Source organism: Kitasatospora sp. NPDC089913 (assembly GCF_044748625.1).
Taxonomy (GTDB): domain Bacteria; phylum Actinomycetota; class Actinomycetes; order Streptomycetales; family Streptomycetaceae; genus Kitasatospora.
On the sequence record NZ_JBIVGI010000019.1, the window covers coordinates 81,017 to 94,733 of the forward strand.

Here is a 13,717-nt window from a genome sequence, read left to right on the forward strand (position 1 = left end):
GTCCGCTCGGCCGGTCCGCACATCCGGTGCGGCCGGCAGGTCCCCGGTGGACGGACCGCCGGGCCGGAGGCCGGTCCGGTGCCCGCCCGCCGGGGTGCCGTCCGTCAGTACCGCATCTGCCAGTGCTGCTCCGGCGGGAAGTCCGCGGCACAGGTCCACAGGGTCAGGTAGGTGCCGTTGCCGGACGAACCGCCCTTGTTGGTCAGGCACTTGTCCGAGTACCTGGTGTGCATGGACCAGTCCGAGGACCAGAAGTTCTGGCTGGGGGTGTTGCGGTAGTCCCCGCACGGCCACAGGGTGAGCACCGCACCGTTGACGCCGTAGGCGTCGCCCTGCGGGGTCAGGCACTTCCCGCTCGCCTTGTGGAAGATCTGGTGACCGTCGTGGTCCCACTTCTGGAGCTCGTCGCCCGTGCAGTTCCACAGGGTGATGATGGTCCCGTTCGCCGTGCTGTTGCCCTTGGGAGTGGCGCACTTCGCGGGGTACCAGGTGCCGGGGCCGACCGGCGTGAAGAGCTCGCCCCAGAAGGGACCGCCTTCCGCCGAGGCCTGCGGAGCCGTGGCCGCGTGGAAACCCGCCGCCAGGAGGGCCGTCGCCAGGAACACTATTGGCTTGCGCATGACATGCCTTTCATCAGGAACAGCCGTCGTCTGCAACAGGGATCGAATCTAGCCCGCACCCGGCGAGCCGGACTGTGCGAGGCGTGCAGCGATCCTGCACAGTCCGCGCAGCGCACCAGTACGCAAATGACCGGTCCCCGCGCGCTGTTGTCGCGCGGGGACCGGTCATTCTGCATACGGGGCCCCTGGGCATCGGCCGCCCCGTCGAACCGGCGTCGCTCAGCCGCCCTCGGGCCGCGCGGGCTCCTCCGCCCGTTCGGGTCGCTCCGCCCGTTCGGACCGCTCCACCTGTTCGGGTCGCTCGCCCTCCTCGCCCTCCTCGTCCTCCCAGCGGAGCAGGTCGCCCGGCTGGCAGTCGAGCACCTCGCAGAGGGCGGCGAGCGTCGAGAATCGCACCGCCTTGGCGCGGCCGTTCTTGAGCACCGCCAGGTTGGCGGGCGTGATCCCTATGCGGTCCGCGAGTTCACCCACGGACATCTTCCGCCGGGCCAGCATCACGTCGATGTCGACCGCGATCGGCATCAGATCACCTCGTTCAACTCGGCCTGCATCCTGTTCGCTTCGACGTCACGGGCGACGGCCTGGGCGAGCAGCATCCGCAGCACGAGCACGATGAGCGCGACACCCAGGATCGCGAGGCCGATCCCGCCCATGATGAGGGTGACGCCAGGGTCGTCCCGCTGGCCCGGCGCGTTCAGGGCCGTGACCGAGAACCACACGAGAGCGGCCGCGACGATCGCGCCGATGATGCCGTCCACGTAGCGGAAGGCCGCGTGGGAGAACACGGTTCCGCGCCGCACCATCGCCACCAGTCGCCAGACACAGACCAGGGCGACCTGCGCCGCCCCGATGCCCAGGACCGTCACCACGCGCAGCGCCGTCAACGGGAGCGTCCCGTCCTCCGGATCGTTCCCGCCGACCAGGGCCCACACCATCATGGCCTGTACGAACACGGTGCCGGTCAGCACCACTACGAGCACGGCGCGCAGCGCGCGCACTGTCAGCTTGCCCATGATCCACCCATCCATCGAGTTGCGATGGGAATCTATCGAATTTCGATAGACGAGGCAAGGGGCGGACCGGGTGCGGCCCAGCAGCCCGCCGGACCCGCCCCGGGCGGCACCGCTCGGCACCGCCCGGCACCGCGGCCGTCGCCGTTCACGGCGGGGCGACGACACTCGGTCTCCGCCGCCACCGCGCCGCGGGGCCGACACCCGTTCGGGTGCCGGCCCCGCGGCGCGCTCAGTGAGCGCCGGTCCGCCGGTGGGCGCGCGTCCGCGGCCCGACCGGGCCTTCGACGGCCGGAATCAGGACGCCGAACGCCAGGCGCGGGACGGGTCCGAGTCGCAGTTGAAGATGACGGTGGGCGTGTTGTTCGTGCCGGCCCCGCCGGCCGGACTCAGGCACTTGCCGCTGCTGTGGTTCACCAGGTAGCTGCCGCTGAAGTACCACAGCCGCGACGGGTCGTCGTCGCAGAGGTAGATGACGGTGGAGGTGTTGTTGCCGCCCGCGCCGCCGGCCGGGCTCAGACATTTGCCGCTGTTGATGTTGAGCACCTGCCAGAGGTTGTTGCCCTTGTTGACCAGGTACCACTGGCGGGACGGGTCGGAGTCGCAGTTGTAGATGACGGTGGGCGTGTTGTTGGCACCGCCGCCACCGGCCGGGCTGAGGCACTTGCCGCTGTTGGTGTTCTGCAGGAACGAGCCGAGCCCCGCCCGGGCGGCCCGGTCGGCGGCCGAGGCGGCGGGCGCGGAGAGCAGCGCACCGCCGATCATGGCTGCCGCCGCTACGGCGACAGAGGTCCTGCGGGAGATCCGTGCCACGGTCTGTGCTCCTTCTGATCGAGAGGACAGAGGAACCGGAGTAGCAGAAGAAGCGTCGCAGACGATCGATGGCAGGTCCATGCCCATTCACGAAGCAGGCACAAGGTCGTTCTGTCCCGTACGGAAACCGCGCCGCGGCCGGGCCGCGATCCGGCCCGCACGGCACCGTGGTCACGTGGACCACGCGGTCGACCGTGACGCGAAACAGGGTGGCGGACCCGCCTCGAAGTCCGAGAGCATCAGGTCATGTCGGACGGCGGGGCGGGACAGGACCTTCCGGCCGGCTTCGGGTTCCGGCCGTACCGCGGCGGCGAGGACCACGCCGCCATGGCCGCGGTGCGGCTGGGTTGCGCCGAGCGGGATCGGGTCGATGCCCGTTCGGTGCTGGAAGGGCTCCCCACGGCGGCCGAGATCGCCGAAACCTCCGCCGGACTGGAGGAGCCGTCCGAGAACCAGGTCCTGGTGCTGCTCGACGGGGTCGTCGTCGGCTACTCGACGATCCGGTGGTGGCAGGAGCGGGACGGTACCTGGCTGTACCTGCACCGAGGTCACCTTCTGCCCGAGCATCGCGGTCAGGGCATCGGCTCGGCCATGCTCCGCTGGGCCGAGGAACGGATCCGCCGGCTCGTCGAACTGCACGGAACGGCGCGGACGGCAGTGATCGGTGCGAACGCCACGGTCTCCGAGCCGGACGCCACGGCACTTCTGCGCGCATCCGGCTATCGACGTGTCTTCAGCCTGGTCGAGCTGGAGCTGGGCGATCTGCGGCAGGTGCCCGAGCCGGGCGGCGGACTGCCGGCCGGGATACGGACCGGGCCGATCGGGACGAGCCACTACCGTGCGGCCTGGAAGACGGTCGTCGACTCGTACGCGGACACCGACTTTGCCCAAGGATGGCCCTTCCAGGACTTCGTCGACACCGCCGACCCGGCATGCTGGCGGGCCGCCTGGAACGGGCAGGACATGGTCGGTGTCGCGCTCTGCTCCGTCCGTCGTCACGACCCCACGGTGGGCGAGGTGGAAGAGCTGAGTGTCCGGGCGGACCACCGACGCCTCGGAGTCGGCCGGGCCCTGCTGCTGGACGGGCTGCGGAGCCTTCGCGAGCAGGGTGCAACGACCGCCCGGCTGTTCACGGGCACGGCAAATCCGCACCGGTCCTACGACCTCTACGAGAGTGTGGGGTTCCGGCGGCAGAACGAGTACGTCCGATACCGCAGGTCGCTCGCCTGATCGACCGGTCATGGGACTGCCGGCCCGGTCCACAGGACCCGACCGTGCCTCATCACATCGTGCGGGAGAGCTGTTCGCGCACCCATTCGGCATCGGGGTTGGTGCGGGGACGGCCTGCCACGACGACGGTCGGCACGGTCTCGTTGCCGTCGTTGGCCGCCCGAGCGGCCGCGGCGCCCGCCGGGTCGCTCCAGATGTTGACCCAGTGCAACCGGCGGGCGCTGCGGCCCAGGCGGACGCGCAGCCGGATGCAGTACTTGCAGCCCGGCCGCCAGTAGATCACCGGCCGGCCGTCGGCCGCGCTGCGGCGCTGCGCCTCCTCCGCGCCGACCGACGCCGGAAAGATCAAGGGCGAGTTCACGCCCGCGAGCGCCAGGAACGCCACCAGGACGCCGGCGGCCGCGCCGGGGTTCCCCGAGCGGGCCGTCCCGGCCGCGACCGCCGAGCCGCTGAGCGCGAAGAGCAATGACAGGATCCATGAGCGCATCACGGTGGTGCAGGCTACCAACGGGTCGGCCCGCTCCTGCCTCCGACCGTCGGCGCCGGCACGTCCACCGCTGTTGTTCGCGCGAACGACTCAGGGTGGCGGAGCGCCTCGAACCGTCGGCGGCGCGGGGCGACGGAGGGTCAGACCGCGACGACCTCGATCCCCGCCTCGGTGAACCGCGCCGCCATGTCGGGCGTCAGACCGGAATCCGTGACCAGCACGTCGATCCGGTCCAGCCCGCAGATCCGGGCGAAGGCGCGTCTGCCGATCTTCGACGAGTCCGTCGCGAGGATCACCTTCCGGGCCCGCTCCGCGAGCAGCCGGCTGATGCCGGCCTCGTCCTCGTGGTGCGTCATCACACCTAGTCTCGGGTCGACGCCGTCCACACCCAGCACGGCGACGTCGAGGACCACCTGGTTCAGTACGCCCTCCGTCAGCGGCCCGACCAGTTCGTAGGTCTGCGGCCGCGCCACGCCACCGGTCACCACCAGCTTGAACTGCGGGCGGACCGCGAGTTCACCGGCGATGTTCAGGGAATTGGTGACGACGGTGTAGACCGGCCGGGAGGCCGCCTCGCCCCGCTCCGCGGGGCCCCCGCCGGCCCGGAGCACCAGTGCCCGCGCCACCTCGGTGGTGGTGGTGCCGCCGTTGAGCCCGACCACGTCGCCCTCGCCCAGGAGTTCGGCCACGGCGGTCGCGATGCGCTGCTTGTCCGACACCCGCCGCGAGGACTTGTAGCGCATCGGGAGCTCGTAGGAGACGCCGTGCGCGATCGCCCCGCCGCGCGTGCGGACCAGCAGCCGCTGCTCGGCCAGCTCGTCGAGGTCGCGCCGGATGGTCGCCGGGGACACCGCCACCGAGACGGCCGCCTCGTCGACGTCGAGCTTGCCGTCGACCGCGAGGAGTTCGAGCAGCTTGCTCCACCGCTCCTGCTTGGACATGCGCGCGACCCTTCTTCGAACGGAACTCCGGCACCGCGCCGCGCCTCTGCGGGATCCGGTTCGGCCGCCCCTGGCGGCCGGTCCGCCGCCCCGGGACGTGTGCGCGGAGTTGATCGTATCGCCGCACCGCCGGGCCATGCGTGGCCCGGGCGAGCCGCGCACGTCACCGGACATTCGGTGGCCGGGCTCTGGACTCGACAGGCCTTCGGCCTCGATACTGCGCTCATCCACTGTGAATGTTTTCGCAGCTTTGGCGCCATCAGCGCGCATCTTCGATCATCCAGGATGGTTCGATGCCCTTGATCAGCAACACCTCACCGACCCCGGCCGAACCCTCCACCGACGGCCGCCGGCCAGGTTGCGTGATCGCACTCGACGTCGGCGGCACCGGGATGAAGGGCGCCGTGCTCGACCACGGCATGCGTCCGCTGCACACCGTGCACCGGCCCACCCCGCGCACCGACGGGCCCTCCGCCGTCCTCGACGCCGTCGCCGACACCCTGCTCGACCTCAACCGCTCCGCCGCCGGGTCCGGCCTGCCGGTGCGGCACACGGGAGTGGCCGTCCCCGGCATCGTCGACGACGCCCGCCGGCGCGCCGTCCGGTCGGTGAACCTCGGCTGGAGCGACCTCCCGCTGGCCGCCCTGCTGGAGGAACGGACCGGACTGCCGGTCACCCTGGCCCACGACGTCCGCGCGGGCGGCGTCGCCGAATGCGCGATGGGGGCAGCGCGCGGGGCGGACGACGTCCTGTTCGTCGCCATCGGCACCGGCATCGCCGCGGCCCTCGTCTGCGACGGCCGACCGGTCCTGGCCGGCGGGTACGCGGGCGAGATCGGCCACATCCCCGTCGCGTCCGGGGAGGGGACGTGCGCCTGCGGCGGCTCCGGCTGCCTGGAGACGGTGGCCTCCGCCGCCGCCGTGGCGTCCGCCTACACCGCGCGCACCGGGCGGCCCGTGTCCGGCGCCGCCGACGTGGCCGCCCTCACCGCGCAGGGCGACCCCGTGGCAGGCGCGGTCTGGCACCGGGCCGCGACCGCACTGGCGGAGGCACTGGCCACCGCCACCACCCTGCTCGCACCGGAACTGATCGTGCTCGGCGGCGGTCTCGCCGAGGCGGACCGGCTCCTGCTCGACCCCGTGCGGGGCGCACTGGCGGAGCGTCTGACCTTCCAGCGCCGTCCGGTCGTGGTGCGGGCCGCGCTCGGCGACCGGGCGGCCTGTCTCGGCGCGGGCCTCGCGGCGTGGCGGGCGGCAGGGCTCCCCGTGGCCGAGGGCGCTCCGGTGGCCGCCGGCTCCCCCACCGGGCGTCCCGTGGCCGACGACCGGACGGGGGCCGACGACCGGGCAGGGGCCGACGGCCCGGCGGGGGTCCCGGGCCGATGATCCTCACCGTCACCCTCAACGCCGCGCTCGACGTCACCTGGACCGTCGACAGCCTCCGGCCCCGGACCTCCCACCGCGTCGACGGCGAGCAGGAACGGGCAGGCGGCAAGGGGATCAACGTCGCCCGGGTGCTCGGCGGCCTCGGCCACGACCCGGTGGCCACCGGCCTGGTGGGCGGGGCCACCGGCCGCCGGATCCTCGACGGCCTGCGCAGCACCCGGATCCGCGGCGAGTTCGTCGAGGTGGCCGGTGAGTCGCGCCGGACCCTCGCCGTCGTCTCGCGCGCGGACGGCGACGCCACCGTGTTCAACGGGCGCGGGCCCACGGTGACCGCGGCCGAGTGGCAGCTCTTCCACCGGCGCTACGCCGCCCTGGCCGCGACGGCACGCGTGGTGGTCCTCAGCGGCAGCACCCCGCCGGGTCTCCCGGCGGACGCCTACGCGCAGCTCGTCCGCACGGCGGCGGCGGCCGGTGCGCTCACGGTGCTCGACACCAGCGGCCCGGACCTGCTCCGGGCTCTCGCGGCCGGGCCCGACGTGGTCAAGCCCAACGCCGAGGAGATCGCCGCGGCGACCGGGCTCACGGACCCGGCCCGCGCGGCCGCCGCGCTGCGGTCCCTGGGCGCCCGCGCGGTGGTGGCCTCGGCCGGCGCCGAGGGTCTGCACGCCGTCACCCCGGACGGCACCTGGCGGGGCGCGCCGCCCGAACGGCTGGCCGGAAATCCGACCGGCGCCGGCGATGCCTGCGTGGCCGCGGTCGCCGCCGGGCTGGCGGCGGGCTCGGCCTGGCCGGAGATCCTCCGCACGGCGGTGGCCCTGTCGGCCGCCGCCGTCCCCTGCCCGGTCGCCGGCGAGGTCGACTCCGCCGTGTTCCGGCGGCTGCTCCCCCGGGTCGTCGTCGAGGCGGTCCCGGCGGCCCCGGAGCGGTGACTTCGTTCACGCCGCCACAGTTGCTTGATTGTGATTGATAGATGCTAATTGCGAGCAGTTCTTGACAGAAACAGTGCTCGTGAAACAGCATGCTGAGCAACCGGGCACCACCTTCAACCTCATCGCCTCCCCCTCCGCCCTCTCACGGCAAGGAATCCGCGTGACCGCCTTCGAAACCTCCCGCACCTCGGTCGAGATCGCCTCGCAGCCCGCGACCTGGGCGCGAGCGGCCCGCTCCGCCGGCTCGTACACCGGCGCGCTGCCGCGCCGCGGTGAGCGGGTCGCCGTGGTCGGCTGCGGCACCTCCTGGTTCATGGCCCACGCCTACGCCCGGCTGCGCGAGAGCGGCGGCCACGGCGAGACCGACGCCTTCGCAGCCTCCGAGTTCCCCCTCGGCCGCGGCTACGACCGTGTCGTGGCCCTGACCCGCTCCGGCACCACCACCGAGGTCGTCGACCTGCTGGCCGAGCTCCGCGGCACCGTCCCCACCACCGCGATCACCGCCGACCCGGCGACCCCCGTGATGACGGCCGCCGACCACGCCGTCGTGCTCGACTTCGCCGACGAGGAATCCGTCGTCCAGACCCGGTTCGCCACCACCGCGCTCGTCCTGCTGCGCGCCCATCTGGAGGCCGAGGGCGCCCGGCCGGCCGGGGTGCGCCCGGTGGCCGAAGCCGTCAGGGACGCCGCGCCGGCCCTCGACACCCCACTGCCTCCCGAACTGATCGGCGCCGAGCAGTTCACCTTCCTCGGCACGGGATGGACGTACGGGCTCGCCCTCGAAGCCGGCCTGAAGATGCGCGAGGCCGCCGGCGCCTGGACCGAGGCCTATCCCGCCATGGAGTACCGCCACGGCCCGATCAGCATCACCGGCCCCGGCCGGGTCGCCTGGTTGTTCGGCCCCGCCCCGCAGGGCCTCGCCGACGACGTCGCCCGGGTCGGCGGGCTCTTCCGGCAGGCCTCAGGGTCCGAGCCCGGCTCGCTCGACCCGCTCGCGGACCTGATCCTCGTCCAGCGGCTCGCCGTGCTGCTCGCCGAGGCCCGCGGCTACGACCCGGACCGCCCCCGCAACCTGACCCGCTCCGTGATCCTCGGCCCCGCCACCGCGTGAACGCCCGCCCGTACCACCGGCACCGCTCGTACCGCCCTCGCCCGTACCGCCTCGGAGAACCCTCATGCCCCTGACACCCACCGGCGACATCGTCGGCCCCGCCCGCACCGGCGCCCACGGCGTCGGGGCGTTCAACGTCGTGCAGATCGAACACGCCGAGGCCATCGTCACCGGGGCGGAACGGGCCGGCCGCCCCGTCGTCCTCCAGATCAGCGAGAACACCGTCCGCTACCACGGCGCGCTCGCCCCGATCGCCCTCGCCTCCCTCTCGCTCGCCCGGACGGCCGCGGTGCCGGTGGCCGTCCACCTCGACCACGCGGAAACCCCCGAACTCGTTTACGAGGCCGTCGAGCTGGGCTTCACCTCCGTCATGTTCGACGCGTCCCGGCTCGACTACGACGCCAACGTGTCCGCCACCCGGCAGATCGCCGAGCACTGCCACCGGGCCGGCGTCTGGATCGAGGCCGAACTCGGCGAGATCGGCGGCAAGGACGGCGCCCACGCACCGGGCGTCCGCACCGACCCCGACGAGGCGCGCGCGTTCACCGCGGCCACCGCCGTCGACGCCCTGGCCGTGGCCGTCGGCAGCTCCCACGCGATGCGCACCCGTGACGCCGTCCTGGACCTCGATCTGATAGCCCGACTGCGCGGCGCTCTCGACGTGCCGCTCGTCCTGCACGGCTCCTCGGGCGTCGGCGACGCCGGCCTCGCCAAGGCCGTCGCCGCCGGCATGACGAAGATCAACATCTCCACCCACCTCAACCGGCTCTTCACCCGCACCGTGTCCGACCGCCTGCGGGCGGCCCCCGACACCGCCGACCCGCGCACCTACCTCGGCCCGGCCCGCGACACCGTGGCCACCGAGGTGACCCGCCTGCTGGGCATCCTCACCACCGCCCACTGACCCCTGCGGGCCCGGGGCCAGGCCCCTGCCCGGCCACCCCCGCCCCGGGGGCAGGCACCAACACAGCCCTCACCGCCTGATCGCGAACCGACAAGCGCCGGGACAGCACCGCCGCCCGGTCACCTCGGGGCATTACCACGACCCAGGCGTCCACACCCTCGCACCCTCCCACGCGGCATCGTCCGGCCGTTCCGGTGACACCCGGAGCTGCACCGTCGTGCTGCGTGGCTGAGCGGTCACGCCGCTCCTCCCGCCACCGGGCGCCGAACACGCATGCCCGGGCAACCCCACGCCCGGCGTACGCTCGGGCCCGGCTGACCCGTCGAGGTCCTCCCTGGTGCACAACCGTCATGCACAATCCGGGATTCACACCCTGGCCGGTGACGAGCGGGGAGCGTCAAAACCGCCAGTGCCATACCTCAACGGCTACTTCACGGAGTCGACCTCAGCGATCCAAGCTGCTGATCGGCTCGTCGGATTGGCGCTAGTCTGTGGCGTCATGGACACCGAGCCGCACCTACAGCGACTGCTGCTGTGGCTGGCCGACGAACTCGTCCGCCAGCCGGGCGAGACCGCCGAGTCGGCAGGGTATGCCGCCGTCGAGTTGCTGCCCGAGACTACTGTGGAAGATCTGGCGTGCACCCTGGAGTTGCGGGGCCAGGCCGCTCTGAGCCGCAACCTGGCCAGAACAACCCCGGGGATCTTGCTCACCGAAGCCGGCCTGACCGAGGCCAGACGCCTACGCGCCTCGCAGCAGGATCCCGTCCAGCCCGTCCGCTACAGCCGCGACGCGATTGTGAACTGGCTGTTCCCCCTACGGCGCTCGGGTCCTGTCAGCATTGGGGCCTTTCTGTCCACCGCAGGCTCCTCTTCGTCGGCGATGCCCTGACCGAGGGTGAGATCGAAGAAGCGCTGGGGTACCTGGTGACAAAACAGCTCGTTACCGCCAGCGGACTGAACCAATACGTCACTGGGCCGGCGCACATCGCGCTCACCTCGGACGGCATCGACTGCGCAATCTCCGGAGGATCAGTGACTGACCACCTCGGCCGCACCCAGAGTGGCCCGACCTACAACATCACCAACGGCCAGGGCATGGTGTTCGGATCCAGCAACTTCACCCAGAACAATACCTTCGGCTTCAACCCGGCCGAGGTCAGCCAGCTTGCCTCCCTAGCCAACTTGGTGCGCCAGTTCGGTCCCACCCTGGGTGCTTCGGCCGACCAGGAAGCCGAACTGATCCACGATGCCGAGCTGCTTCATGATGAAGCGACCGCAGCTGCTCCCGACCAAGGTCGGCTGCGTGCGACCGCCGATCGCGTGATCGCTGGTCTGAACTCGGTAACCCAGATCTCGGCTGGGCTGCCCTTGCTCATCGACAACGCAAACCAGGCGTACCAGGCAGTCTTCGGCGGCTGATCGCCCTTCGCGCACGACTGCCGGCTCCGTATCCTAAGGATCTTCGCTCATGGACGCCGCCTGCCTCCGCCTGGCCCTCTTGGAGTGGGCCGCCGGTCGGACCGCCGCCGGCCAACTCGACATCGATGTGCGGGCCTGGCCGATGCTCGCGGACACCGAATCCGGCCAGGTATTCGACCTTGTTCAGGAGCTGGTCGTGGCGGGCCTCGTCAGCTGCAGTGCTGGCCAGCACCAGCTGAGGCTGACCGCTGAAGGCGTCACGCACATCGAGCAGGTGCGGGCCCGACGGAGTGACCTCCAGTTTCGACGCAGCCAAGCTCGCAACGCAGTCCTACGGTGGCTGTACGACCAGCCCGGCCAACGCGGTCTGGGCCTGCGCAGTTATTACGACCTGTCCTTCTTCCGCCGCGACAGGCGGTCCTACCTTGATTGCGTTCAGCTCAGCGACCGCGAGATTCGGGAGGCCTACGACGATCTGCGGGAGTTGGGGCTGGCAAGAGAGGCCGGCTGGACAATCATCGGTGTCACCTCCAGCATCCAGCACCCGACAGCGACAACGGACGGCAAACTGTGTGTCGAAGGGTGGGCCGGCAATGTCGCCGCGTACGTGGACCATCGGCGTGTGGCGGCCAGCGCACCGACATACAACATCAACAACTCCACGGCAGTCATCGACAGCAAGCACTTCACCCAGGACAACCGGGTCCCGACGAGTACTCCCCCGCGGGCATCCAGCGCCCAGGAACAGCTCTATACCCGGCTGCTGGCAGACAGCACTGCAACCATGTCGACAAGGACGAAGGGGTACCCATCAGACTGGGACGACGACGCCCGGACGGAGAGCTACGAGACGGCGAAACGCCGGTCGGAGCTTATCGCCGAAGCCGAGGCGCTGGCGTCGGCTACCGTCTACGAGCTTTGGCTCCAGGCGGTCGAGGCCGACCAGGAGGTCATCGACCTAAGCAGCAATCTCCCGTGGTCCCCCGATGCCGTCGCCGAGGAGATCGGACGGTCGCCCGAGGGCCAGCGTCGGAATCAAGCCCGGGAGGCCTTGAGAGCTCAAGTGCGCCTTGAGCTGGGACGTGACCCGCTCGTCTGTCGAGCAGATCCGGAGGACTCCCAGTAGCTACTCGTCACTAGCGGCGACGCGCGCCCAACTACCAGTACGTTCACAGCGACCTGGCACCTCGGTACTCTCCAACCGAGATCGGGGAAGGCCGGGGCTCAACGGCCCGCGCGGCGCCGACCTACAGTGCAGCGGCAAAGGTCCGGCCGGGCATCACGCCGGGTGCTCCGTCGGTGGACGCGGCGTCCGGCGCGGTTGCGGACTGCCGGCCGCAGAAGGCGGTGGCCAGCAGCCTCTGCGAGGTCTGCCAGCCCTGGCCGGTGCTGCGGTAGCCGTTGGTCGAGACCGCCACCAGCCGACGGCCGTCCGGGGTGCCGTAGAGGGCGCTGTTGTGCCCACGGCCAGTAGTGCCGTTGTTGCCCCAGACGTCGCCGCAGGGCGTGCTCAACCGGTGGATCCCCAGGCCGTACTGGGCACCGCCGCTGGCCGGGGCGACCGTCAGCATCTCGGTGAGCAGCGGAGCGGGGAGCAGCCGCCCACCGAGCAGGGCCCGGAGGAAGGTGGCGAGGTCCGCGGTGGTCGAGATCCCGGCACCCGCCGCGTCCATCTCGCTCGGCTCCATCTCGGAGACGTCCACCGGGCCGCCGGGCAGATCGAGGTAGGTGTGCGCGTGCGGACCGGGGATCGCCGTCGCGTGGACGGGCATCGACGTCCCGGTCAGCCCCAGCCGGTCGATGATCCGGTGCTCCACCTCCCGGCGCCAGTCGTGGCCGGTGACACGGGCGACGATCAGGCCGGCCAGCAGGTAGTTGGTGTTCGCGTAGTGCCAGCCGGTGCCGGGCGGGAAGTACGGCGGGTGGCTGTTGGCCACCGCGAGGAGTTGCCGAGGCGTCCAGCTCCGCCAACGCCCCTCGCGGAGCCAGGTCTCGTGGTCGAGGCCGACGGCGGGATCCTCGGTGTAGTCGAACAGCCCGCTGGTGTGGTCGAGCAGTTGGCGCACGGTGACGGAAGCGCCGCCCGGGACAGCACCCGGCAACAGGCTCTCCACACTGTCGTCCAGCCCGAACCGCCCCTCACCGACCAGTTGGAGGACGACCGTCGCCACGAAGGTCTTGGTCACGCTGGCGATCCGGAACCGGCCGTTCGGCGACGGCGCGGCGCCGGTCGGGAAGTCACCCACGCCCTCCGCGCCCTTCCACGCGGTGCGCCCGTTCTCGGTCACCCGGGCGAGGGAGCTGGACGCCCCACCGATGCCGACCACGCCCGCCAACGCCTCGTTCAGGGCCCGGGCGTCCACGTCACCCCGGTGCGGACCGCCAGCGGCCGCCTCCGGGTCGGTCCCGGGCCGCTCCTCGCCGACGGACGCGGCCCCGGTCCACCCGGCCCGCTCGGTACCGCGGGCACCGGCCGCCGGGGCGGTCACGCCCACCACGCCCGCGCCGGCCAGCGCGAGCGCGAGGACCCGCAGGGCCGTGCCACGCCGGGCCGGCGCCGTCCGTGCCCTGGCCCGGTGCTCCACCACCCTCATGAGTCCTCCTGATGTCCGTGCCGACGGCTTCCGCGACACCCCGAAAAGTGTGAGAAATTGACATGTTGTCAGGTGGACACGAAGCAGTCGTCCACCCCGAGGGCACAGCGGGTCCACCCAGAGGTGGATGCCCTCGGGTGTGTCGGCCCTCCCGAGGCCGGAGGGACGCCCGCTGAACTCAGGACCGATGGCATCGGACTCCGCCTCGACCACCCAGGAGGCCCATGCCCACTACCACTCGACCCGCAGCATCCCCTGGAGCTGCGGAGTGCCG

General features: G+C 71.8%; 15 protein-coding genes. 8 read left to right on the forward strand and 7 right to left on the reverse strand.

Annotation, left to right across the window (positions count from 1 at the left end; genetic code table 11):
- Nucleotides 1-104: 104 nt before the first annotated feature.
- The 4 genes from ACIPYS_RS26395 to ACIPYS_RS26410 form a co-directional block, all read right to left on the reverse strand.
- Nucleotides 105-620 (reverse strand): RICIN domain-containing protein, encoded by a 516-nt coding sequence (locus tag ACIPYS_RS26395; RefSeq protein WP_093864220.1) that lies wholly within the window; start codon nucleotides 618-620, stop codon nucleotides 105-107.
- Between the two features lie 219 nt (nucleotides 621-839).
- Entirely contained in the window at nucleotides 840-1,142 is a 303-nt protein-coding gene (locus tag ACIPYS_RS26400) for a helix-turn-helix domain-containing protein (protein ID WP_400750281.1), read from the reverse strand.
- On the reverse strand, nucleotides 1,142-1,633 hold the full coding sequence (locus tag ACIPYS_RS26405) for a DUF2975 domain-containing protein (protein ID WP_400750283.1): 492 nt from the start codon (nucleotides 1,631-1,633) through the stop codon (nucleotides 1,142-1,144). The genes ACIPYS_RS26400 and ACIPYS_RS26405 overlap by 1 nt, the downstream gene beginning before the upstream one ends.
- Before the next feature lie 294 nt (nucleotides 1,634-1,927).
- Nucleotides 1,928-2,443 carry an RICIN domain-containing protein gene (locus ACIPYS_RS26410; RefSeq protein WP_400750285.1) on the reverse strand — a complete coding sequence of 172 codons (516 nt, stop codon included), beginning with the start codon at nucleotides 2,441-2,443 and terminating at the stop codon, nucleotides 1,928-1,930.
- Nucleotides 2,444-2,689: 246 nt separating this feature from the next.
- Here ACIPYS_RS26410 and ACIPYS_RS26415 point away from each other — a divergent pair, with 246 nt between their 5' ends.
- The gene (locus ACIPYS_RS26415; RefSeq protein ID WP_400750288.1) at nucleotides 2,690-3,673 is read left to right on the forward strand and encodes a GNAT family N-acetyltransferase; all 984 of its coding nucleotides are present in this window, start codon (nucleotides 2,690-2,692) and stop codon (nucleotides 3,671-3,673) included.
- A gap of 52 nt (nucleotides 3,674-3,725) precedes the next feature.
- On the opposite strand, the gene ACIPYS_RS26420 is transcribed toward ACIPYS_RS26415, so the two are convergent.
- Both ACIPYS_RS26420 and ACIPYS_RS26425 read right to left on the reverse strand, forming a co-directional pair.
- Nucleotides 3,726-4,163, reverse strand: a complete 438-nt coding sequence (locus ACIPYS_RS26420) for a glutaredoxin domain-containing protein (RefSeq protein WP_093865450.1) — start codon at nucleotides 4,161-4,163, stop codon at nucleotides 3,726-3,728.
- 137 nt (nucleotides 4,164-4,300) lie between these two features.
- On the reverse strand, nucleotides 4,301-5,101 hold the full coding sequence (locus ACIPYS_RS26425) for a DeoR/GlpR family DNA-binding transcription regulator (protein ID WP_093864216.1): 801 nt from the start codon (nucleotides 5,099-5,101) through the stop codon (nucleotides 4,301-4,303).
- A 293-nt stretch (nucleotides 5,102-5,394) separates the two neighbouring features.
- On the opposite strand from ACIPYS_RS26425, the gene ACIPYS_RS26430 reads away from it, so the two are divergent.
- From ACIPYS_RS26430 to ACIPYS_RS26460, 7 genes are all read left to right on the forward strand, one after another.
- Complete coding sequence (locus ACIPYS_RS26430) at nucleotides 5,395-6,486, forward strand: ROK family protein (RefSeq protein ID WP_093864215.1); 1,092 nt, start codon at nucleotides 5,395-5,397, stop codon at nucleotides 6,484-6,486.
- A complete protein-coding gene (locus ACIPYS_RS26435) occupies nucleotides 6,483-7,415 on the forward strand; it encodes a 1-phosphofructokinase family hexose kinase (RefSeq protein ID WP_400750292.1) in 933 nt (310 codons plus the stop codon). Before ACIPYS_RS26430 ends, ACIPYS_RS26435 begins: the two co-directional genes overlap by 4 nt.
- 160 nt (nucleotides 7,416-7,575) lie before the next feature.
- Complete coding sequence (locus ACIPYS_RS26440) at nucleotides 7,576-8,526, forward strand: SIS domain-containing protein (protein WP_400750294.1); 951 nt, start codon at nucleotides 7,576-7,578, stop codon at nucleotides 8,524-8,526.
- 64 nt (nucleotides 8,527-8,590) lie between these two features.
- The gene (locus ACIPYS_RS26445; RefSeq protein WP_400750297.1) at nucleotides 8,591-9,430 is read left to right on the forward strand and encodes a class II fructose-bisphosphate aldolase; all 840 of its coding nucleotides are present in this window, start codon (nucleotides 8,591-8,593) and stop codon (nucleotides 9,428-9,430) included.
- Nucleotides 9,431-9,929: 499 nt separating this feature from the next.
- Nucleotides 9,930-10,319 (forward strand): hypothetical protein, encoded by a 390-nt coding sequence (locus ACIPYS_RS26450; RefSeq protein ID WP_400750300.1) that lies wholly within the window; start codon nucleotides 9,930-9,932, stop codon nucleotides 10,317-10,319.
- A gap of 35 nt (nucleotides 10,320-10,354) precedes the next feature.
- Nucleotides 10,355-10,849: a hypothetical protein gene (locus tag ACIPYS_RS26455; RefSeq protein ID WP_400750303.1), complete on the forward strand. Its 495-nt coding sequence runs from the start codon at nucleotides 10,355-10,357 to the stop codon at nucleotides 10,847-10,849.
- Between the two features lie 49 nt (nucleotides 10,850-10,898).
- On the forward strand, nucleotides 10,899-11,975 hold the full coding sequence (locus ACIPYS_RS26460) for a hypothetical protein (RefSeq protein ID WP_400750306.1): 1,077 nt from the start codon (nucleotides 10,899-10,901) through the stop codon (nucleotides 11,973-11,975).
- A 121-nt stretch (nucleotides 11,976-12,096) separates the two neighbouring features.
- Here ACIPYS_RS26460 and ACIPYS_RS26465 read toward each other — a convergent pair whose 3' ends face one another.
- Nucleotides 12,097-13,443 (reverse strand): serine hydrolase domain-containing protein, encoded by a 1,347-nt coding sequence (locus ACIPYS_RS26465; RefSeq protein WP_400750309.1) that lies wholly within the window; start codon nucleotides 13,441-13,443, stop codon nucleotides 12,097-12,099.
- Nucleotides 13,444-13,717 lie beyond the last annotated feature (274 nt).